The 22,137-nt window shown below is 70.8% G+C and carries 18 protein-coding genes; 7 read left to right on the top strand and 11 right to left on the bottom strand.

Features of this window, described 5'->3' with window-relative positions:
* Nucleotides 1-296: 296 nt before the first annotated feature.
* The 6 genes from BCD48_RS26400 to BCD48_RS26375 all read left to right on the top strand — a co-directional run bounded on the left by BCD48_RS26400 (nucleotide 297) and on the right by BCD48_RS26375 (nucleotide 7,811).
* The gene (locus BCD48_RS26400; RefSeq protein ID WP_071051075.1) at nucleotides 297-1,781 is read left to right on the top strand and encodes an aldehyde dehydrogenase; all 1,485 of its coding nucleotides are present in this window, start codon (nucleotides 297-299) and stop codon (nucleotides 1,779-1,781) included.
* Nucleotides 1,782-1,923: 142 nt separating this feature from the next.
* Nucleotides 1,924-3,126 carry a cytochrome P450 gene (locus BCD48_RS26395; protein WP_071051074.1) on the top strand — a complete coding sequence of 401 codons (1,203 nt, stop codon included), beginning with the start codon at nucleotides 1,924-1,926 and terminating at the stop codon, nucleotides 3,124-3,126.
* A 147-nt stretch (nucleotides 3,127-3,273) separates the two neighbouring features.
* A complete protein-coding gene (locus BCD48_RS26390; RefSeq protein ID WP_071051073.1) occupies nucleotides 3,274-4,074 on the top strand; it encodes a coniferyl-alcohol dehydrogenase in 801 nt (266 codons plus the stop codon).
* Nucleotides 4,075-4,122: 48 nt separating this feature from the next.
* Nucleotides 4,123-4,797: a TetR/AcrR family transcriptional regulator gene (locus tag BCD48_RS26385; protein ID WP_071051072.1), complete on the top strand. Its 675-nt coding sequence runs from the start codon at nucleotides 4,123-4,125 to the stop codon at nucleotides 4,795-4,797.
* Between the two features lie 536 nt (nucleotides 4,798-5,333).
* A complete protein-coding gene (locus BCD48_RS26380; protein ID WP_083419225.1) occupies nucleotides 5,334-6,296 on the top strand; it encodes an enoyl-CoA hydratase-related protein in 963 nt (320 codons plus the stop codon).
* 117 nt (nucleotides 6,297-6,413) lie between these two features.
* Nucleotides 6,414-7,811: an ABC transporter substrate-binding protein gene (locus BCD48_RS26375; RefSeq protein ID WP_083419224.1), complete on the top strand. Its 1,398-nt coding sequence runs from the start codon at nucleotides 6,414-6,416 to the stop codon at nucleotides 7,809-7,811.
* 123 nt (nucleotides 7,812-7,934) lie between these two features.
* Here the strand turns inward: BCD48_RS26375 and BCD48_RS26370 are convergent, their stop codons facing one another.
* From BCD48_RS26370 to BCD48_RS26355, 4 genes are all read right to left on the bottom strand, one after another.
* The gene (locus tag BCD48_RS26370; protein ID WP_071051108.1) at nucleotides 7,935-9,161 is read right to left on the bottom strand and encodes a cytochrome P450; all 1,227 of its coding nucleotides are present in this window, start codon (nucleotides 9,159-9,161) and stop codon (nucleotides 7,935-7,937) included.
* A gap of 249 nt (nucleotides 9,162-9,410) precedes the next feature.
* Nucleotides 9,411-10,802: an ABC transporter substrate-binding protein gene (locus BCD48_RS26365; RefSeq protein WP_071051071.1), complete on the bottom strand. Its 1,392-nt coding sequence runs from the start codon at nucleotides 10,800-10,802 to the stop codon at nucleotides 9,411-9,413.
* Nucleotides 10,803-10,846: 44 nt separating this feature from the next.
* Nucleotides 10,847-13,666 carry an ABC transporter permease subunit gene (locus tag BCD48_RS26360; RefSeq protein ID WP_071051070.1) on the bottom strand — a complete coding sequence of 940 codons (2,820 nt, stop codon included), beginning with the start codon at nucleotides 13,664-13,666 and terminating at the stop codon, nucleotides 10,847-10,849.
* The gene (locus BCD48_RS26355) at nucleotides 13,667-14,449 is read right to left on the bottom strand and encodes an ABC transporter ATP-binding protein (RefSeq protein WP_083419223.1); all 783 of its coding nucleotides are present in this window, start codon (nucleotides 14,447-14,449) and stop codon (nucleotides 13,667-13,669) included. It abuts the gene before it with no gap.
* 640 nt (nucleotides 14,450-15,089) lie between these two features.
* On the opposite strand from BCD48_RS26355, the gene BCD48_RS26350 reads away from it, so the two are divergent.
* Nucleotides 15,090-15,848 (top strand): TetR/AcrR family transcriptional regulator, encoded by a 759-nt coding sequence (locus tag BCD48_RS26350; protein ID WP_071051068.1) that lies wholly within the window; start codon nucleotides 15,090-15,092, stop codon nucleotides 15,846-15,848.
* 657 nt (nucleotides 15,849-16,505) lie between these two features.
* On the opposite strand, the gene BCD48_RS26345 is transcribed toward BCD48_RS26350, so the two are convergent.
* The 7 genes from BCD48_RS26345 to BCD48_RS26310 form a co-directional block, all read right to left on the bottom strand.
* Entirely contained in the window at nucleotides 16,506-16,886 is a 381-nt protein-coding gene (locus BCD48_RS26345) for a DUF2255 family protein (protein WP_116271669.1), read from the bottom strand.
* Between the two features lie 51 nt (nucleotides 16,887-16,937).
* Complete coding sequence (locus BCD48_RS26340) at nucleotides 16,938-17,279, bottom strand: MFS transporter (protein ID WP_071051067.1); 342 nt, start codon at nucleotides 17,277-17,279, stop codon at nucleotides 16,938-16,940.
* Nucleotides 17,280-17,687: 408 nt separating this feature from the next.
* Entirely contained in the window at nucleotides 17,688-18,464 is a 777-nt protein-coding gene (locus tag BCD48_RS26335; protein WP_071051066.1) for a sulfite exporter TauE/SafE family protein, read from the bottom strand.
* A complete protein-coding gene (locus BCD48_RS26330; RefSeq protein ID WP_071051065.1) occupies nucleotides 18,461-19,042 on the bottom strand; it encodes a rhodanese-like domain-containing protein in 582 nt (193 codons plus the stop codon). The genes BCD48_RS26335 and BCD48_RS26330 overlap by 4 nt, the downstream gene beginning before the upstream one ends.
* Entirely contained in the window at nucleotides 19,039-20,442 is a 1,404-nt protein-coding gene (locus BCD48_RS26325; protein WP_071051064.1) for an MBL fold metallo-hydrolase, read from the bottom strand. Before BCD48_RS26325 ends, BCD48_RS26330 begins: the two co-directional genes overlap by 4 nt.
* Nucleotides 20,443-20,882: 440 nt before the next feature.
* The gene (locus tag BCD48_RS26315) at nucleotides 20,883-21,146 is read right to left on the bottom strand and encodes a metal-sensitive transcriptional regulator (RefSeq protein ID WP_198543394.1); all 264 of its coding nucleotides are present in this window, start codon (nucleotides 21,144-21,146) and stop codon (nucleotides 20,883-20,885) included.
* 149 nt (nucleotides 21,147-21,295) lie between these two features.
* The gene (locus BCD48_RS26310; protein ID WP_083419220.1) at nucleotides 21,296-21,571 is read right to left on the bottom strand and encodes a hypothetical protein; all 276 of its coding nucleotides are present in this window, start codon (nucleotides 21,569-21,571) and stop codon (nucleotides 21,296-21,298) included.
* Between the last annotated feature and the right edge of the window lie 566 nt (nucleotides 21,572-22,137).

Here is a 22,137-nt window from a genome sequence, read left to right as displayed (position 1 = left end):
GGCGCTCAGCGCCCGACAGGCGGCGCCCGGGTGCGGGCGCGGAGCGTCCGGCACCGGGACCGCCGTTCGCATAATGCGACTGTTGCTTCGCGCAGTGCGCCATGAAACGCTGCGAATTCGACTCGTAGCCAAGGCGGAAACGAGCGGCGTCAGGTGGTTGCTCACCCGGCGCCGGACTCCCGGCACCGCCACCGCGACCGCGAGCCGGCCCAGCGCCAGTCGGGCTTGGATTCATGCCGCCGGGGCGGCGCCCGCTGGCGAAGTCGTGTGACGTACCTACCCGCCGGAGCCGCCTTATGTCCTTACTGCCCGCGGAAAGCACGTCGCCGGTCACCTCGCCGGTCGTCAAGGATCGGTTGTTCATCGGCGGCACCTGGGTAGCGCCAGCGAGCGGCCGCACTATCGACGTGACCTCGCCGCACACGGAGGAGGTCATCGCGACCGTCCCCGAAGCGGACGGGACCGACATCGACCGCGCGGTCGCCGCGGCACGGTCGGCATTCGAGGACGGCCCCTGGCCGCGCACCTCCCCCGCCCAGCGGGCCACGACGATCCGGGCGATCAGCGCCGCGATCCAGGCACGCGCGCAGGAGTTCTCCGACACCGTGACCGCGGAGATGGGGGCGCCTTCCACCTTCGCGCTGCTGGGCAACACGCTGGCCGCCGCCATGGTCCTCGACGGCTACGCCGACCTGCTCGGTACCTTCCCGTTCGAACAGGAGCGCCCCGGCCTCCTCGCCCCGGCGACCGTGGTCAAGGCCCCGGTCGGCGTGTGCGCGGGCATCGTGCCGTGGAACGTGCCCCTGTTCCTGATCGCGATGAAGATCGGCGCGAGCCTGGCCTCCGGGTCGACGATGGTCATCAAGTCGGCGCCGGAGACGCCGCTGACCGGCTACCTGCTCGCCGAGGTCCTCGAGTCCGTCGACCTGCCTCCGGGCGTCATCAACATCATCACCGCGGACCGGGAGATGAGCGAGCTCCTGGTGCGCCACCCGGGGCTGGACAAGGTCTCGTTCACGGGCAGCACCGCGGTCGGCCGCAGGATCGGCGCGATCTGCGGCGAGCAGCTCAAGCGCTGCACCCTCGAGCTCGGCGGCAAGTCCGCCGCGATCATCCTCGACGACGCCGACCTGACCGCCGCCCTGCCGGCGCTGCTGCCCGCGGCGTTCATGAACACCGGCCAGGTGTGCGCCGCCCAGACCCGCGTGCTCGCGCCCCGGACCCGCTACCGCGAGATCGTCGACGGCCTCGCCGACCTCGTCGCCACGGCCAAGGTCGGCGACCCGGCCGACCCGCAGACCCTCGTCGGCCCACTCGTGGCCGAACGGCAGCGCACCCGCGTCGAGGGCCTCATCGGCGCCGGCAAGGGCGAGGGCGCCCGTCTCGTCTCCGGCGGCGGCCGGCCCGCCGAGCTGGACCGGGGCTGGTACGTCGAGCCGACGCTGTTCGCCGACGTCGACAACCGGATGCGGATCGCCCAGGAGGAGATCTTCGGCCCGGTGCTGGCGGTGATCCCGTACGACAGCGAGGACGAGGCCGTCCGCATCGCCAACGACTCCCACTACGGCCTGTCCGGCTCGGTCTGGACCGGTGACCCCGCCCACGGAGCCGCCCTCGGCAGGCGCGTCCGCACCGGCGTCCTCGCGATCAACTCGGGCACCGTCGTCGAGCTCAGGAACCCGTTTGGCGGCTTCAAGCAGTCCGGCATCGGCCGCGAGATGGGCGTGGAAGGGCTAGAGGCCTACCTGGAGACGCAGACGCTCGTCCACCCCAGCGGCTGACCAGGCGGCCCCACTGGCCGGCGGTTCCGCGGGGGCGTCCCAGCCGGCCCCCGCGGAACCGCCGGCGGCGGAACTGGCGGCAGCCGGAGGTGAGACGACGGATGATTCTCCTCACGATCACGGCCGCGAGAAGGAGCCGAGCATGACGGTGACGAGCCCGGGCGACGTGTACTACGACCCCTACGACGCCCAGATAGACGCCGACCCGTACCCGACGTGGCGGCGGCTGCGCGACGAGGCACCGTTATACCGCAACGACAAGTTCGACTTCTTCGCGCTGAGCAGGTTCGCCGACGTCGAGCCGGCGCTCGCGGACTGGCACACCTACCGCTCGGGCCGCGGCTCGGTCCTGGAGCTCATCAAGGCCAACATCGAGCTCCCGCCGGGCAACATCCTGTTCGAGGACCCGCCGGTCCACACGGTTCACCGGGGCATCCTGGCCCGGGTCTTCACCCCGAAGAAGATGCTCGCGCTCGAGCCGAAGGTCCGGGAGTTCTGCGCGCGCAGCCTCGACCCGCTCGTCGGCGCGGGCCGGTTCGACTTCATCAGGGACCTGGGCGCGCAGATGCCGATGCGCACCATCGGCTACCTGCTCGGCATTCCCGAGGACGACCAGGAGTCGATCCGTGACCGGATCGACGAGGGCCTGCGGCTCACCGGTGACGGCACCGAACTCACGCCGAACGACGACTTCACAGCCAGCATGGAGCTGTATGGCGACTACATCGACTGGCGGGCCAAGCACCCGTCGGACGACCTGATGACCGAGATGCTGACCACCGAGTTCGAGGACGAGAACGGCACGACCCGCACACTGACCCGCGAGGAGATCGTCACCTACGTCATGCTGCTGGCCGGCGCGGGCAACGAGACGACGACCAGGCTGATCGGCTGGACCGGCAAGGTTCTCGCCGAGAACCCCGAGGCGCGCCGCGAGCTGGTCGCCGACCGCTCGCTCATCCCGGGCGCGATCGAGGAGCTGCTCCGCTACGAGGCCCCGTCGCCCGTCCAGGCCCGCTACGTCGCGCGCGACGTCGAGCACCACGGCCAGACGGTCCCCGAGGGCAGCATCATGCTGCTGCTGAACGGCTCGGCCAACCGCGACGAGCACCGGTTCCCCGAGCCCGACCGTTTCGACATCCACCGCGACATCGGCCGGCACGTCACCTTCGGCTACGGCATCCACCACTGCCTCGGCGCCGCGCTGGCCCGCCTCGAAGGCCGCGTCGCCCTCGACGAGGTCCTCAGCCGCTTCCCGGAATGGGAGATCGACTGGTCGAACGCCCGCCAGGCCCGCACGTCCACCGTCCGCGGCTGGGAGACGCTCCCCGCGGTCACCGGCTGACGCGGCCAGGCGCTCGGGCAGGTCCGCCTGCCCGAGCCGCCGGGCCGCCGGGTGGGCGCCCGCACGTCGGGCACGTGGCCGGTGCCTGCCCGCACGTCCGGCCCCGCCGTCGGCATCAAGGAACGTCGGCATCAAGGAAGGAGCCCCGTGGGGGACCCATTCAGCTACCAGGGCAAACGCGTCGTCGTGACCGGCGCCGCCTCCGGCGTGGGAGCGGCGCTCGTCGAGCTGCTCGACGAGCTCGGCGCGGCGCACGTCACGGCGATCGACCGTGACACCCCGGCCGGGCCGACGCACCGGTTCATCGAGGCGGACCTGTCCACCGAGGCCGGGGTGGAGGCCGCCGCCGCGGCGGTCGACGGCCCCGTCCACGTGCTGTTCGCCAATGCCGGTGTCGCCGCGACCCAGCCGACGCGGACCGTGCTGAGCGTCAACTTCCTCGCCACCCGCCGGCTGTCCCAGCGGCTCGCCGCGCGGATGACCGCGGGCGCCGCCATCGTGCTGACCTCGTCGATGGCGGGCACCGGCTGGCCCAGCCACCGCGACGACCTGCTGAAGCTCATGGCGATCGACGACTGGGACGAGTCGCTGGCCTGGTTCGACGGCCACCCGGAGCTGACCGCCGATCCCTACGGCCTGTCCAAGGAATGCGGCCAGCTCTACACCCTCTATGCCTCCCGGACGCTCGGCCGGTCGGGCATCCGCATCACCGGCGCCTGCCCCAACCCGATCAGCACGCCGCTGCTCGCGGACTTCCGGGCGACGATGACGGACGAGCTGCTCGACTGGGCGGTCCGCCAGGGCCATCAGGGGCGCCCGGCGACGGCGCGCGAGGTCGCCCAGGTGCTCGCGTTCCTCGGCTCTGACGCGGCCGCCTACCTCAACGGCGTCAACATCCCCGTCGACGCCGGCATGCAGGCCGCGCTGCTGACGGACCAGACCGACTAGGCAGCTCACGGATCGGGGCACGTGAACGCGGCTGAGAGGAGATCACCGTTGCCGTTCGACCCGCCCGCGGACCGCGAACAGCCGGGACCGCCGCTTTCGCCCGCGCTCCGGGAGTCCCGGGCGCGGATGCTCGCGGCGGCCAGGACTGTCTTCGAGCGAGATGGGTTCCACGCCGCCCGCGTCACGGACATCGTCCATCTCGGCGGGCTGGCCCACGGGGGGTTCTACCGCTACTTCGAATCAAAGGAGGCCGCCTTCCAGGAGCTCGCGCGCGAGGCCTCGGCCCGGCTGGGCACGCCTCTTGACGGCCTGCGCTTCGAGCCCGGTCGCCTGGACGGGCTGGACGAACTCATGCGGGCGAGCGTCCGCCGATACCTGGAGGCCTATCGGCTGGAGGCCCGGTTTCTGGGGCTCATCACCCAGATCAGCTGCCACGACGCGGAGGTCCGGGCCATCCGGGCCGATTCTCGGATGCGAGCCGTGGCCCGGCACGTCGAGCCGGTCCGCCAGCTGCAGCGCGCCGGGCTGGCGGAGTCCCAGGTCAGCCCGGAGCGCATGCTGCTCGGGCTCATCGGAATGGTGGAGGGATTCGCCGACCGGTCGTTCCCGTACGGAGCCCTCGACCGCGACCTGGCGACCGCCGTCGACCAGCTGAGCCGGCTCTGCCTGCGGGCCATGCGCCTGCCTCGCGGCGGCGACCTGCCCGTCGGGCCCCGGGTTTGACCGCGCCGCGGGTTGACCGCACCGCGGTTGTGACCGCACCGCGGTTGTGACCGCACCGCCAGCCCGGACGAGATGTTTCTCTCTGTGACCCGCGGCGTTCACGCCGCTATCCGCCGGTCTGTAATTCTTGGATGCGGCCACACGGCAGGGCCACCGTCCCAACGGCCGCCGGTGCCAGGGCGACAGCCGCTCGACGGGAGACCGGCGCGGCGTCGACCGACCGGGTAAGGGATCTCGTGGGCACACCCGGACCGAAAGCCGGTACGGCCGGTCGAGGTCCCGCCCGTTTGTCGCCCAGACAGTCCCCTTACTATGGGCCGCGCACCTCAAGGTCGACGTCAATCTTGACTGTGGATCAGCGAGCCGGCGCGGCGCGCAAACGCGCGACCGGCAGCGGACATCGCCGCATTCAAGATCAGCCGGCGACCGGCCGCCTGCCCGTAGTGGCGCCCCCACTACCGCCCTGCCCGACGCGCCGGCCGCGCAGTGCTGGCTGATCGCGCGCGCCGAGCCGGGCACACCGAACCGAGGGGACGATGACAGGGAACGAGGTGGGGACGGCGCACGAGCGGTCATCGGAAGGCGCGGTCGGCCGCGCCCCAGGCAGCGACGGCACACCGGGCGGCGACGACGTCGCGGTCATCGCGGACGGGCCGGTGCTGCTGCACGTCGGCACGGACGGGGTCGGCCTCGTCACGCTGAACCGCCCGGAACGGCGCAACGGCTGGAACCCGGACATGGAACTGCGCTACTTCGAGGCGCTCGAGCATGTCGACCGTGACCCGCGGATCCGGGTCGCGGTCGTGACCGGCGCGGGCAAGACCTTCTGCCCGGGAGTCGACAGCGGCCGTCTCGACGGGATCGCCACCGGCGGCCTGGACCTGTCCGGACGCCGCTCGCCGGTACGGGCCTGGGCGTTGCGCAAGCCTCTGATCGCGGCCGTCAACGGCGCGTGCGCCGGCATGGGCCTCGTCCAGGCGCTGCTGTGCGACGTGCGGTTCGCCGCTCGCGGCGCCCGGTTCACCACCGCCTTCGCCCGGCGCGGCCTGGCCGGGGAGTTCGGCGCCACCTGGCTGCTGCCCAGGCTGGTGGGGGCGGAGCGGGCGGCGGACCTGTTGCTGTCCGCGCGGGTCTTCGACGCGGACGAGGCCCTCGCGCTCGGGCTGGTGAGCCGGGTCGTCGAGCCGGCGGACCTCGTGGCGGCGGCCCGCGCCTACGCCGCCGACATCGCCGAGAACTGCTCGCCGGCCTCCCTGGCGCTCATCCGCCACCAGTTGCACGCCGACCAGCAGAGCGACCTGGACACGGCACTGCGGCGCTCCTACCGGGCGATGGCGGTGGCCGTCACCAGCCCCGACTTCCGGGAGGGCCTGGACAGCTTCACGCAGAAGAGGCGCCCAGCGTTCCTGCCACTGGCCGACGACCTCGACCCGGCGGCGGTGACCGGTGCCGGCCTGCCCGAGCTCGACGTCGTCCCGCAGCAGGCCCTGGAATCCTGACGGACCGGAAGAAAACTACGTGGAGACCATCTTGGCTTCTCAGTGCCTGAGAGTCCGTTCCTCGCGCGCCTTGTGCGGCCCGCGCGAGTCCCTGACCCTGGGCTGGGGGTGACCGGAGTGCTCAGCACGCCCAACGACTCCCAGAAGAGCGACGCGCCGGTACGGCGCCTCCGGCGACGGCCGCACCGTGACCGGTCGTTCTCCCGATCGTGGGACACCCCGCCCGGCTCGAAGGCCTGGCCCAGGTCCCGGCGCGGCGCGAGCCGGCCCACGGCACTGGCCACCGCCCTGGTCGCGGTGCTGGCCGCGGGCTGCGCGGCGGGCGGCGGTGACGCGGGCGGCAACGCGGTCGCCAGCTGCGGCACCCCCGGGTACACCAACGACTCGATCCAGCTGGGCTTCGTCTACCCCGACACCGGCGCGGGCGCTTCCTCGCTGACCGCCGCCAAGGGCGGGTTCACCGCGCGGATCGACGAGGCGAACGCGGCCGGCGGAATCCACGGCCGCAAGCTGGAGTACACCTGGCGCGACGACGGCAGCGTGCCCACCCAGAACCTCGAGTCCGTGCGCGAACTGGTGGAGAACCAGAAGGTCTTCGGGCTCGTCGAGGCGTCCATCGCCGCTAGCCAGGGCGCCGACTACCTGCGTGAGCACGGCGTCCCGGCGACGGGCGTCCCGGCGGAACCGTTCTGGACGGACCACAGGTACCGCAACATGTTCGCCTACGCGTACGTGTTCAACGACGGCCCGTCGGTCTCGACGTTCGGCGACTTCGCGAAGGCCCAGGGCGGCACCAGGGCGGCCGTCATCCAGAACGACGTCACCTCGTCCGGCAACGACATCGGGTCGAAGATCAGTGCCAGCTTCGTGTCGGCCGGCATCCCGATGGCGCCCGGCCATTTCATCTTCAACGGGAACATCACCAACCCCGTCCAGCTCGGCCAGCAGCTGAAGCAGGCCGGGGTCGACGTGGTGAGCGCCGCCTTCGCCGGCACCGACCTGGCCGAGGTCGTCCGCGGCATCCGGGAGGCCGGCGCGCCGGTCAAGGTCGTGCTCGCGCCCAGCGGCTACGACAAGTCGCTGGTCAACCAGTACGGCCAGACGCTCAGCGGCCTGACCGCCGCGGTCAACTACGTCCCGTTCGAGATCGGCGGGCCCGCCCATCAGAAGTACCTGCAGGCGATGAGCAACTACGCCCCCGAGCTCCAGCCGCCCGACCAGGAGCTCGCCCTCGTCACCTACATCCTCACCGACCTGTTCCTCTATGGCCTGGACAAGGCCGGGCCCTGCCCGACCCGCGCCCAGTTCATCGACACCCTGCGTGCCAGCAAGTACGACGCCGGCGGGCTCCTGCCCGCCCCAGTCGACATGACGAAGGACTGGGGCCAGACCGCCACCTGCTACACCTTCATGCGGGTCAACGACGCCGGCACCGGCTACGAGGTCGTCCCCGACGACAAGAACCCCGACCCCGCCAGCCGCAACCGCTGGTGTGGCCGCCGGCTGGAGCAGTAGCCACAGAAGCCTGGGCCGGCCGCGGGAGGCAACGCAACGCCCCGCGGCCGGTCCAGCCGTCGGGCCGTCAGGCCCACGGCGCTCCCGGCAGGCGAGGGAGCGCCGCTCCCCCGCCCCAGCGGGTCAGCTCATCGTGTAGCGGATAGGCAGGCGCTTGGGGCCGCCGACGAACAGGGTCTCCGTGTACTCGGCGGGGCCGGCGAGCTCGATCGAGCGGATCCGGGGCATGAGCTCGGCGTACAGCGCCCGGCCCTCCAACCGGGCCAGGTGGGTACCGAGGCAGTAGTGCGCGCCGAAGCCGAAGGCGACGTGCCGGTTGGGGGCGCGGCCGACGTCGAACCGCTCCGGATGGTCGAAGACGTCCTCGTCGCGGTTCGCCGACGGGTAGGACAGCAGGACCGACTCGCCCTTCGCGACCGGCACGCCGCGCACCTCGGTATCCGCGGTCGCGGTGCGCATGAACTGCTTGACCGGCGAGACCCAGCGGATCATCTCCTCCACGGCGGTCGGCACCAGGCTCGGGTCGTCGGACAGCCGCCGCCACTGGTCGGGGTGCTCCAGCAGCGCGTGCAGCCCACCGGACAGCGCCGAGCTGGTCGTGTCGTGGCCGGCGGTCGCGATCAGGACGTAGTAGCCGATCGCCTCCAGGTCACCGATCGGCTCGTCGCGGATGGTCGCGTTCGCGATCACCGACGCGAGGTCGTCGGTGGGATTGGCCCTGCGGTCGGCGGTCAGCGCCTGGAAGTAGTTGAAGAAGTCCAGCATCGTCGCCATGAACGCGTCGTCGGTGTCGCGGGCCAGGTCGGCGTCGTTGGCCCCGAACAGCTCCTGGGTAAGCTTGAAGATCCGCGGGAAGTCGTCCTCGGGCAGCCCGAGCAGCGACAGGATCACATAGAGCGGATAGTTCGCGGCCACATCGGTGAAGAAGTCGCACTCGCCGCCGAGCTCGGCCATATGGTCCACGTGGCGTTTCGCGAGCTCCGCGATCCGGTCGGACAGCTGGCGGATGCCGGCCGGCTTGAACCAGTCCGCGGAGACGTGCCGGTAGACCGGGTGGTCGGGCGCGTCCATCTGCACCAGCGCCCGGATGGGAATGTCCTCGGGCGCGCCGTCCCGCTGCGACCGGGGGCCGAGCGCGGGGCGCGGGGCGTTGATCCACAGCTGGGAGTCCCGGGCGATCGCCATGACGTCGTCGTGTTTCGTGATGGCCCAGAACGGCAGGAATTTCGGGTGGTCGACGCGGTGCACCGGTGACTCGCGGCGCAGCAGCGCCGTGGCCGTGTGGAAACGCTTGTCGTCGGCATACGCCCCCGGATCCGTGAAGACGCCGGCCGCCTCATCGATGTTCATGATCACTCTCCGCTGATCCAGGCTGACCGTAGTAGTGACCGTCGAAGTCAAAGATCCATGCGTCCTGCCCCACGCCACCCATGAGACCGCCTTCACACCCGGTTGTCAATATTGACGTCGATATAGGCAGGCGGGCGCCCGTCAGGCACCCGCGGACCGGACGTGGGTGGTGCCTCACCACTGCCCATCACGCCGAAGGCTGTGCGACCAGATTCCGGTCGCACAGCCTTCGGCGGGTGCCAGGAGTGGTTACGCGGCCGCGAACAGGTATTCGTGGCCGAAGGTCTGGAGGTCCTTGATGGGGACGATGGCCTTCTTCGCTCCGTCGAACTTGACGAGTGCGGCGCAGTCGTTGCCCAGGACCCTTCCGGCCGGCCAGGTCGAGCCGCACATGGCGTTGCCCAGCGCCGGGTAGTCGAACCCGGAGTTGAGCACCTTGACGAGCGCCTCGGTGGTCACCGGACCACTGATCTTCGCGAACGCCTTGAGGAACAGGTCCGCGGCACCATACGAGGTCAGCGTTCCGGAGGCGCCGGCGTCCGCCTGCGAGCCGACGGCCTTCAGGTCGGCGTCGATCTGCTTGAACGTGGCGCTCGGGAAGACGTCCGAGCCGAAGTTCGGCGTCATCGCGTACACCTTGTCGAGCTGGTCGGCCAGCGGAGCGAGGCGCGGGTCGGCGAAGTAGATCAGAATGTCACCGGTGTAGCCCGAGGAGCGCAGCGCGGCCACCAGCGGGAAGATCGTGGCCGGAGTCGTCGTCGACGCGACCAGGTTCGCGCCACTGGCGATGATGTCCCGGGCGATCGGGGTGTAGTCGGACAGCGGCGGCGCCCCGGGGCCCGGGATCGGGGACTTGGCATAGGGGGCCTTCATGCCCAGCCCGACGGCCATCTTCGCGAAACTCTTCACGGAGTTCTCCGACGCGGCAGCGCCCAGCCCGACGAACGCGGCGCTCACGTCGGCTGGCTTCTTGCCGGTGCCCGCCAGGTAGCTTTCCAGGCCGGCGGACGAGTAGAACGTCTGACCGGGCAGCACGGCCGTGCAGGCGACCGATTGGGTGATGGAGAAGCCGAACTGCCGGTTGTTCCAGCCGCAGTAGTCGGTCGAGATGCCCCAGCCGAAGTAGGGCACGTGCTCGTCGTTGAGGTAGTCGCCGACGGTGGAGACCGACGCGCTGAAGGGCACCAGGCCGAAGACCTTCTTGTCCTCGACCATCTCGGTCACGGCGTCCTTGGACTTGGTGGGGTCGCCGCCGCTGTCGGTGCAGCCCGCGTAGGAGAACGTGTAGCCGTTCACCCCGCCCTCGCGGTTGGCGCGTTCGAACCGCGCCTTCGCGCCGTCACACACGCCCGGGAAGTTCTCGATACCGGTCGAGTCCTTGACGTCGGCGACACCGCCGATCGTGATGACCTTGCCGTTCACGCCGCGGACCGTGCTGCCGGTCGCGAACTGGATCGGCCCCGCCTTCTCGATCGCCAGCTTGCTGGCGGCGGCGGCGTCCATCGGCTTACCCAGGTCCACGGGTGCCGAGGAGGTGCCGTTGTCGGTGGTGGAACTGCACGAGGCGAACGTGGCCGCGGCCACCAGCGCCGCGACGCCGGCCAGCCCGGCCCGCGCCCGGCGCGAACGCAAGAAGATCACAGGTCTCTCCCAGTCAGAGATTTCAGGACCCGACGGGCGCCGCCTCAGACGGTGGCCGCGCCGCCGAGATATGCGGAAGTGAGCTCGTCGGGATCAAGGTCCGCGGCGGCGCGCAGCCACTGCAGCCGGCCGAGCGAAAGGGCACCGACCTGGTCGGCGAGGGTCAGCACCTCCTGCGCCTTCTCCTCGACCAGGATCAGGGTCGTCCCCTCGTCCCGCAGGACCCGCAGCGCGGCCAGCACCTCGCCGGCGACCTTCACCGACAGCCCCAGCGTCGGCTCGTCGGCGAGCAGCAACGCGGGCGGCCGCGCGATGAAGGGCGCCAGGCTGAGCATCTGCTGCTCACCGCCGGAAAGGTTGCCCGCCTCGACCCCGCGCCGGGCGGCCAGGTTCGGGAACCGGTCGTAGACGCCGTCCCGCAGGGCCTGGTCACGCAGCCACAGCTGAAGGTTCTCCTCGACCGTCAGGCTGGGGAAGATGCCCCGGGACTCCGGAACCAGCACGATGCCCATCCGGGAACGCTCATGCGCCGGCGCGGCCGTCACATCCTCGCCCCGGAACAGCACCCGCCCGGCGCCGCACGAGGTCAGCCCGGCGACCGTCCGGCACAGCGTGCTCTTGCCCGCGCCGTTGGCCCCCAGCAACGTCAGCACACCGCCCGGCGCCACCGCTAGGTCCAGGCCGTGCAGAACCTCGACCTCCCCGTACCCGGCCCGCACCCCCCGCAGCTCGAGCAGCGGCGAGCCCGCCGGCGATGCCGACGAGCCTGCCGGTGCCGACGCCGGCCCGCCCGCGGGGGCGGCGAGCGCTGGCGAGGTCACGCCGAGCGGGAGGGTGCCCGGCATCACCGCCGTGGCCGTGTCCGTCACCCCGGCAGGGCGGGCGGCCAGCCGCCGGCGGTGCCGCAGCGCGGACACCGACGCCAGCGTGCCCTCGGGCTGCTGGGCCAGGCCGATCGCGCCGAGCCCGAACAGAATCTGCGCGACCACAGGCGAGCTCGTCCCGCTCCAGCCCACCGACCCCAGGTGAAGGCCGTGGCTGATGACCCGCGGCAGTGCCACCGACACCAGGCCGGCCACGATGGCGCCCTGCGGGCGGCGAACCCCGAAGATCACCACCGTGGCGAGCCAGAGAAATCCCATGATCGGCGGCCAGGAGAACCCCCGCGCGGTGCCCTGGACACAGGCGAGCAGCACCCCGCCGAACCCCGCCAACGCCGCGGACACGCCGAAGATCGTGAGCTTGGTGAGCCCGAGCGGCACACCGCTGGCGGCCGCTCCCGGCGCGCTGGACCGCACCGCCGCCATCGCCCGCCCGGCCGCCGAGCGTTCCAGGTTCCCGACGATGCCCGCGACCGCCAGCACCAGCACGAACAGCACGACGACCATCACCCGGTCATCCGCGAAGTCCAGCGAGCCGACCGCGGGGAACGCGAGCCGCCACCCCTCCGTGCCATTGGTGAAGCCGGCGATGTTGAACAGCACCGAGAATCCCAGCAGCGCCAAGGCGAGGGTGGCGAGGGTGAGGGCGACTCCCCCGAGGCGCAGCGCCGGAAGCGCCACCACCACCCCGATCGCCGTCGCCGCGACGACGCCGAGCAGCAGCGCCAGCAGGAACGGCCAGCCGTGCCCCACCGCCCAGCCGGCGCTGAGGGCGGCGACCGTGACGAACGTCGACTGCGCCAGGCTGACCATTCCCCCGAGGCCGGTCACCACGGTGAACGACATGAACACGATCGCCAGCGCCAGCCCGCTCAGCACGATCGTCCGCCACGTGCTGTCCGCCAGGAAGAGCCCGTAGATCAGCAGCAGGGCGCCGGCGACGACCCACGGCAGATGCCGGCGCCACCGCGGCAGGTCCGCGAGGTAGTCCGGCGGCGGGGTCGCCTCGCTGCTGGTCCCCGCCACCCGACGGCGCCGCTCCATGCCGACCACGACCAGGGCGACGATCAGCACCCAGTACGGCAGCGACGACCTCAGCCCGTAGACACCCTCGATCCACGAACCCACCGGGCCCAGGTACTGGCCGCTGACATACCCCTCGGCGAGGTTGCGGGCGGCGCCGATGAGCAGCCCCGCCAGAAACGCGACCGGGAACGACCGCAGACCCGCGATCACCGCCGCGGTCGCGGCCACGAACAACGCCAGCGTGTAGTTGTCCCCCGTCAGGCCGAACGTGCCGGGCAGCGGCGCCGCGAGCACACCGGCCAGCCCGGCGAGAAAGAAGCTCAGCACCCAGGCCACGCCGGAGGTCGTGTTCGTGTTCGTCCCGCGCAGCCGCACCAGCTCCGGTTTGTCGACCGCCGCCCGCATCCGCAGCCCCAGCGCCGTGAAGCGCAGCAGCAGCCACAGACCCAGGAAGGCGACCAGCGCGACCACCAGCGCGATGAGCTGGTTCGAGCTGATCACCAGCCCGGACGTCACCCGGAAGTTCCGCGGCGGGTTCGGCCCTATCCCCGGAACCACATACGCCGTCGAGGTGTCCACGAACCCGACGCCGAACGTCCCGCGCAGCACGTCACAGAACCACTGCACGAGCGCCGGCATCGTGATCAGAATCCCGACGCTCGCGACCGTCGCCGCCGCCTCGCCCGCGCCGGCCAGCCGGCGGAAGACCAGCCGGTCCCACAGCAGCCCGGCCAGCGGCGCGAACAGGAACACCGTCACGACGAGGGCGGCCCACTTCGACCAGCCCAGCCCGGTGTTCAACTGGTAGAAGAGGAACGCGGCCGAGAACGCCGTCGCGCCGTGGCCGAAGTTGAATATCCGGGCCGTCTGGTAGTTCAGCACCAGACCGATCGCGAGCAGCGAGTAGACCGCGCCCGACACACCGCCGCTCAGAACCAGGCTGAAGAACTTGTCCATCTACGCCGTCCCGATGTAGGCGGAGACAACCCGGGGGTCCCGGCAGACCTCGGCCGGGTCACCACTGGTGAGGATCTGGCCGGACGTGAGCACCATCAGCCGGTCGCACATCCCGACGACGAAGTCGAGATCGTGCTCGACGAGAATCGCCGCGCACTCACCCTTCGACGTCAGCTCCGAGACCACGGAACCGAGCCGCTCGGTGTCCGCCGGCCCCAGGCCCGACGTCGGCTCGTCCAGCAGCAACAGCCGCGGCTCGTCCACGATCGCCCGGGCGAACTCCATCAGCCGCACCTGCCCGATCGGCAGCGTCGCCGCCCGCTGGTCACGAACCGACAGGAGCCCGCACAGCTCCAGGACATGCTCGATACGCTCCAGGTGCGCCTCCCTGCGGCGACGCGACGAGCGGGCCGCCAGCAGATCGGCCAGGATCCTCCGACCTCGGCCCCGCCACTCGCACGCCACCAGGAGGTTCTCCTCGACGGTCAGCCAGCCGAAGGCCTGGTGACGCTGGAAGGTCCGGCGGATGCCATGCTGTGCGCGCCAGGCCGACGATCTCCTGGTCAGGTCCTGGCCATCGAGCAGGATCCGTCCCGCTCGGGGGACGAGGACACCGGCCAGGGCGTCCAGCAGCGTCGTCTTGCCCGCGCCATTGGGCCCGATGATCCCGCAGCAGCCGCGGTCCAGGGTGAACGACACCTGATCGACGGCCTTGATACCTCCGAAGCTGATCGAGACATCCTCTACCCGCAGCAACGCGGGGAGGTGCTCCGAGGGGGTCAACTCGCGGCTCCCGTCTGTAGGCGCGGATCTGGACGCAACATCTCGCATGGGCATCTCGCCTGGACTCCGATGTTGACGTCGACCTCAAAGTTCCCGCACCATGGGAGCGTACAACCCCTGCTGATGGTGGTTTTGTCCGGGTACCTCCCAGCGGGAGTCGGCGCGAGAGGTGGGCCGGTTCCCGTCGTCGAGACGACGAGGAAGGGCGGACCGGCGGCTCCCGCGGCCCAGGCGACCTGGCTCGGGCTCTCGGATCGTTGAGCCCACGGGCCCTCGGGCCACGTCAGCGTCGAGCGGACCGGAGGTGTGCGACGGGCGAGATGGAGAGTCACGCCGTGAGAGGCCGCGAGCGAGGCACAGCGCCAGCTCGTCCGCCCAGCCCCGCGACTGGCACCTTCGGCGAGGTGCGGGGGAAGCACGGTTCCGCCAGGCTGTCAGAGCATGTTGCCGCTGCTACGCTCGACGCTGCCCGGCAGCACCTGGTCACCGACCGTCGGCCATCTCCCCGGAGAACCGTGGCACCCGCCCAAAAGGCAGCGCATCGAGCGCCAGCATCACTACTATGCACACGATCCTGTCCCTGGACGACAGGTAGCCGTACTCAGCCGTGCCACGGTTTATGTCGTCGGAGAGGACTGCAATGTCTGAAGGAACGAGACCTGTCGAGCAAATAGCCTCCATTCCCAACGCCAGCCGCGGCTGGCAGGGAGAGGCCAGAGCCAAACGACGTGGCACCGGCCGCACCAGCCGCGGCCGGCAAACCCGCGACCAGCTCCTCGACGCGGCGCGGGTGGTGTTCGAGCGCGACGGCTTCCTCCACGCACGGGTAGCAGACATCTGCGACGAGGCCGGCACCTCACACGGCTCCTTCTATACCTATTTCATCTCCAAAGAGGAAATCTTCCGCAAGGTCGTCGACTCCGTCGAGCTCGACCTGCTCGCCGTCGGCGTCGGCGGTGGCGGCGCGGGGGCAACTGGTGCCGGTGCGACTGGTGCGGGTGCGGCTGGCACCACCGGCGCCGACGCCATCGAGCGCATTCGCGCGGCCAACGAGCACTACCTGCGCACCTACGCGGCCAACGCCGGCATCATGCGCGTCATCCACCAGGTCGCCACCATCGACGTCGACGTCTGGCGCATCCGCTTCCAACGCCAGGACGCCTTCGCCCACAGCATCGAACGCCGCATCCGCCAACTCCAGGCCGACGGCCTCGCCGACCCCGACGTCGAACCCGCCTACGCCGCCCAGGCACTCGGCGGCATGGTCGCCTACTTCGCTGAGCTCCTTTTCAACTCCCACGACCCCGTCGACTTCGACGCCGACAAGGCCGTCGACGAGCTCACCCGTATCTGGCTCAACGCCCTCGGCATCAAACACCCCGCCAAGCCCGCGTCATAACCGGGCCGGAAGCCCCGTGGATGCCGGCCGCCGGCCCCGGCATTCATCCGAACCAAGAGAGCGGACGAGACCCGGGACCCTCGCCGACCACCGCGAAAGCATTGACGACCCAGGACGCTACGGAATGGCGCCTGCGTCCTTCAGGGCGATGATCCGCGGCACCCCAGTCGAGCAGGATCCCGGCGCATGCCGGGCCGGCCACCACGACCCCCAGCTCAACCACCTTCACCCCGTCCAGCGGCCCGCCCATCCAGGCACTCCCTTCCTAGGCCAGCGCCGCCCGTCGGACGAGGACGCGCTAACGACAGGGGTCTGACGGTAACGGCAGATCCCGCTCCCCCACACCCGATCCCGACACCCGATCCCGCGCGCGTCCCAGTTCTGGTCCGACCGGCCGCGGCCAGGCATCCCCAACATGGCCAAGCCCCCCCGTTGCCCCAGGAGTAGCGGCAATGCTTGAAACCCGCCGCACAGCGGTCTGGCGTTCACGCGCTGGCGCTGGACGGGTCGACGTCGGCGCCGCACGTGGGTGGCACACACGGTGGTGCTTCTCGGTGATCGGCATGAGGGATCGGTCGTGTCACGCCTCCGGGATTACCCGGCCGTGAGGGTGAGCGTGCTGATGCTGTCAGGCACAACTGCGTCCCTTCGTCGAGGTCAGTTCTGTGGGTCGAGTCGCAGGGTGACGGGGGCGGCGTGGGCGCCGACGACGCTGCCGACGATCTGCGGCCCGTACTGGTCGTACTTGGCGTGGTAGGCCGCGTCGATGCCGCGGTGCACATCCTTGGGCGGGACGGAGAACATGACGTCGCGTTCGATCCCGCCTGCGCAGACGCGGCCCTGGCCGCTGGCCCTGGCGCGGCGGAACCACGGGTTGTCGCTGCCGTAGGCCGAGCGGACGTAGAGATCCGCGTCGCGGCGGACCACCCAGATGGTCACGTAGGGCCGCAACGACCCGTCCGTGCGGCGCGAGGCGACCTGCAGCTCGGTCGCGTCACCGATGCGCCCCAGTTCGTCGTCGTTCCATGTGCTGATCACTGGCCTGTCCCTTCTCGGTGAGGACGTCTCCGTCGCTGTGGGCCGCGCGGATCAGTCGCGCACGGCAGCCGCCGCGAGCAGGGACGAGAGGGCGAACACTCCCAGACCGGCCACGAACACCCGCCGGCGGCCCAGCAGGTCACCAGCCCGGGCGCCGAGCAGCAGCAGACCACCGAACACCAGGGTGTAGGCGTCCTGCACCCATGCCAACCCCGTCGATGAGTAGTGCATCGCGGCGCGGATCGTGGGCAGCGCGGTGAAGATGATCGAGCTATCCAGGAGGATCATGAAGTAGCTGACCAGGATGATCGCGAGGATCGCCGTCGTGCGCCGACTGTCAGTCGGCTCCCCCGATGTCGACGGGCTGGGTGCTGTGCTACTCGCTCGGTCCACGCCGTCCAGTCAAGGCGCCACCGCCTGCCGCGGGGAGTGCCTGGTCTTCCAGGTAACGCCAGTACCTGCCTCACGCCGCGGGCCATACCTACCGCCGAGTTCATGGGCGCCCGAGCGCAGGTCCGCAATGCCCGCCACGACATGCTTGCCGCCAACCGCCTGGCCTCGCCCTCTACGCGCCCGTCCTCGCCGACCCCCGCCGACCGGCCAACAACGCCGCGCCCGTTCCCGATGCGACCACCGGTCAGAAGCTCCCCGAGCAGGCGTGGAGGTTGACGAGCTTCCAGCGGCCGTCCTTCTTCGTGTACACCTCGGTGTTGACACTCCCGTTTGAACACGCTGCCGCCGTTGACGACGAAGCGGGTCTTGCCGACGAGCACGGCGGTGTCGCCGTGGGCGCGGACGGGATCAGCTGGTAGGTGGGCTGATGATGGCTTGGAGGACGACGAACGTCGCGATGGCGAGGACGAGGTAGGCGAAGGCGCGGCTGAGTCGCTGGGCGGGCAGGCGGGTCGCGAACCGTCCCGCGGTCAGCGAGCCGATGACCGCGGCGGCGGTGAACGCGCCGGCGATGCGGTAGTCGAGGGCGGCGTCGCCGGCGTGGGCAGCAAACCCGGCACCCGAGTTGATCACGATGATGACCAGTGAGGTGCCGATCGCGGCGGGTGCGGGCAGGCCGAGGAGCAGGACGAGGGCGGGGATGATGAGGAAGCCGCCGCCGACGCCGAACAGGCCGGTGAGGAACCCGACCACGATTCCGGTGCCGATGGATTTGGGCAGGCAGCCGCGCCAGTTGACGCCGCCGTCGGGTAGGGCGCAGTCGCCACCGGCTTCGCTGTCACCGCGCAGCATCCGGACCGCGGCGAGAACCATGAGGCCGGCGAAGCCGATCAGCACGATGCGGGGGTCGAGCAGCCGGTTGACGGCTGCGCCACCGAATGCGGCCACCGCCCCGGCGGCGCCGACGATCGCGGCGATGCGCCAGCGGATCTGCCGGGCGCGTAGCCGGGGCAGCAGAGCGGCGGCCGAGGAGATCCCCACGACCAGCAGCGATGTCGGCACCGCGGCTTTCAGTGGGATCCCGGCGCCGTAGACCAGGGCGGGGACGGCCAGGATGGAGCCGCCGCCGCCGAGCAGGCCGAGCAGGATCCCGATCAGCGCGCCGAGGCCAAGGGCGGCGATCACGCCCGGGGGGCAGCCAGGGCGGCGATCACGCCGTCAACGTCGAGGCGGGGGCCGCGGTTGTAGGGCAGTTTGGCCAGCAGCATCCCCATCACGCAGGTGTTGGACAGGGCTGCGAACGTCAGCCCGGCACCGATGACCGCCGCGGCCCATTTCGCTGGCGGGACTGCCACGCTGGCCAGGACCGCGGTCAGCACGATGGATCCGGCGACAAGGCGGACCTGCCGTTCCAGGTCCCAGCGACGCTTGCCTCCGTGCACGGGGGCGCCGGCGGCCTGCCAGGCGCTGATGCCCCCGTCCAGGATCCGCAGGTTCGACAGGCCCGCCGCCGCGAGGGCCTGTTCGGCCGCGGTGGCGCGTTGCCCGGAGCGGCAGACAAGCACGACCTCCTCGTCGAGATGTGCCCGCAGTTCGTCGCGGTGCTCGCGCAGCACATCGAGTGGCACGTTGTAGGAGCCGGGGATGTGCGCGGCCTCGAACTCGCCCGGGGTACGCACGTCGATCAGTCGTGGTGCGTTGGCCGTGGCGATGAGGTGTTGCAGTGCGGTGGCCGCGAGGGCGGCCGGGGTTCGGCTGGTCACAAGGTCTCCTTGCCGTTGACGATGGTCAGGCCCGCGTCGACGGCCTTGGCGTAGGCGTCGTCGAGGTGCACCACCCGGCGGCCGGCGCGTTGCAGCAGGCTGCTCGCGGCGGCGGCGCGGTAGCCGGAGCCGCAGTGCACCCAGACGGTGCCGGCGGGCACGTCGTCGAGCCGGGTGGGCAGTTCGGGCAGGGGGATGTGCACGGCGCCGTCGAGGTGGCCGGTGCGCCACTCGTTGCCCATCCGCACATCGAGCACGACGTCCGGCACGGGCAGGCCGTGCGGGACGGTGCCGACGCGGGCGGCGGCGAGGTCGACGAATGTGGCGGTGGTGAGCTCGGCGAGGCGGTGCTCGTCCTGGCCGGCCCAGGCGTCGGGGTGGCCGGTTGCCGCGGCGGCGGGCCGGTCGATGCCGATGCGGGCGAGTTCGCGCTGGGCATCGGCGACCTGCTGCTCGCTCTCCCCGAGCAGGGTGATCGGCGCGCCCCACGGGGCCATCCAGCCCAGCCAGGTGGACATCGGCCCGTCCAGGCCGAAGCTCAGCGTGCCCGCCAGGTGCCGTTGCGCGAATGCTTTGCGTGAGCGCAGGTCGATCACCCACTCGCCGGCGGCGATCCGCTCGCGTAGCTCGGCCGCGTCGGCCCGGTGCGCCGGCGTGAGGTCGATCGGGGCGGCGCCGTCGGCGTTGCGGGCGCCCATGTGCGCGTAGTAGGCGGGGTAGGCGTCGAGCCCGGCCAGGGTTTCGCTGACGAACGTGTCGGTCTCCAGCCGCAGCGCCGGATTGACCCGCCGCTCCCGGCCGACCGTGGAGGCGGTGGCGTCGGACTGGGTAGCTGAGCAGAAGCTGCCGAACCCGTGGGTTGGCCACACCTGCGCGCCGTCGGGCAGCAGGTCGGCCAGCCGGCGCACCGAGTCGTGCTGGTACCCGGCCAGGGTGTGGGCGTGCCGCTGGCCGAGCAGGTCGGTACGGCCGGTAGTCCCGAACAGCAGCGACCCGCCGGTGAACACCCCCACCGGCCCGTCGGGACCGCCGAGGACGTAGGACAGGTGGTGGAACGTGTGCCCGGGGGCAGCCACCACGCGCAGCCGCATCGGGTCCGACACCACCACCTCGTCGCCGTCGGCGACCGGCAGCCGGTCGAAGCCCACCTCGTCGGCAGCGGCGACCAGATACCGGGCGCCGGTCACCCGCGCCAAGGCGAGCCCGCCCGACACATAGTCGTTATGCAGATGCGTTTCAGCCACATGCGTGACCCGCACCCCGAGCCGGCCTGCCAAGGCAAGGACCCGGTCGATGTCACGCTGCGGATCGACCACGAGCGCGACCAGCCCGTCATGAGCCAGGTAGCTGCGGTCACCCAACGACGAGGTCTCCACGACCTGGACCTCAACACCACTCACCTTCTGCTCCCTTCTCCTTCTGATCGCGCGCGTCAACCGGCGTTCCGCTCAACCGGGTAGCCCGCCTTCGCCCAGACCCGCGTACCGCCGGACAACGCCCACGACCGCGCGCCAGTGGTCTCGACTACCTCCGCGGCCATCGCGCCACCCGCTCCGGAGCGGCGCCCCGTCACCACGTCCTGGCCGGCCCACCGGCCGGCGCACACGTTCAATCCCCACAGCGGGACGTTCACCGCGTCGGGCGCCTGCCCCTCGGCGGACTCCTGAGCACCGCACGGCCAGCAGCACTCTGCCGATGCCGTGGCGCGGCTCCACCACACCGATCTCACCAACCGTCATCGTCCAACTCCTCGACACTTATACCCGGGGGGGTATATTACGGACACAGATCGGCGCGGGACAACCACGACAGGACCAGAGGGGGTGCCGGTCGAGCCAGGTCAGGACAGGGCCATGAACAGCTTCTCCAACTGCTCCTCGGTCAGGGGCGGCTGCTCCCCACGCTCCCGAGCGGCCTGACACTGACGCATACCCGTGGAGATGATCTTGAAGCCGGCCTTGTCCAGCGCCCGCGACACCGCTGCGAGCTGCGTCAGCACCCGCTCACAGTCGTCGCCGTTCTCGATCATGCCGATCACGGCGCCCAGCTGACCATGTGCACGCTTCAACCGCGTCACCGCGTCCGACAAAACCTTGGCGTCCATCTCCACGTCACCCACCTCCACTGGCAGCATACCCCCCGGGGTACACAACGACGCCCGTCGGCACCAGCCGCACCGCCCCCGACCCGTCCCCGGTGACCTGACCAACTAGCAAACGGCGTGCGCCGCGCCGGACGACGCCGCGTAGACCGTCACGCGTCGAGCGTCGGGCCGTGCAGCTTCGGGCCGTGCGGTGACCAGAAGGACATCAGCACGGACCCGAGGTCCAGCGACTCGTGCATCTGGATCGCTCCGGCCTCGACCGCCTCCCGGACCTTGCCCATGACGACGTCCGGGTCGTCGTCCATCTCGTAGACGAGGAGGTACCGGTGCGTCGGCTGGGTACCGACCATCCGGCTCATCTCCGTGTCACGCAGGGTGTAGCGCTGCGCCGAGACCATCCCCGGCGTCGCCATCACCTCACGCACGTGGACGTTGTCGTACCACTCGTTGAACTCGTCTTCCTTGCCTTCGACGGCATGGCGGTGGGCGCTGGTCTCGCCCCTGGTGGGGACGGTGGTCGTTGAAGTGGCGGGCGAACTCGTCGAACACGGTGGTGGTGTGGTGTTCGCCGTAGAGGAGGATCTTGTCGGTGCACTCCTGGCGTGCCGAGCGGACATTCGCTGCCGGTGTCTCCGAGGTGTTTCCGCCGACCCGTGCCTGAGCGCAGGCTTCCTCCGCGGCAAGGACGACGCCTCACGGCCGGTGTTCCTTCGCCGTCGCCAAAAGCTTCTGTACAGGCCATACCACACCAAGACGGACGGCCAAGGATGCTACGGGTTTTTCTGCAAGCCCTTGGCCGTTCTGGATCTTGATGGGGATTTGAGGGCGGGATTGTTGTGGAACTCGATCGGCCGAGGGAAGCCGAGGGCTTCGCGCGGCCGGATCTGGTTGAGGATCTAGAGGGAAATAGAACGTGACCGATCAGCGCAACGCGGCCCAGGGCGAGGCGACCACGCTGGGACAGGCGCCTTCCGGTGGGCGCCCACGCTGG

This window comes from Pseudofrankia coriaricola, from assembly GCF_001854805.1.
Taxonomy (GTDB): Bacteria; Actinomycetota; Actinomycetes; order Frankiales; family Frankiaceae; genus Pseudofrankia.
The sequence above is the reverse complement of the archived record's forward strand: the minus strand, read 5'-3'. Positions and strand labels throughout refer to the sequence as shown.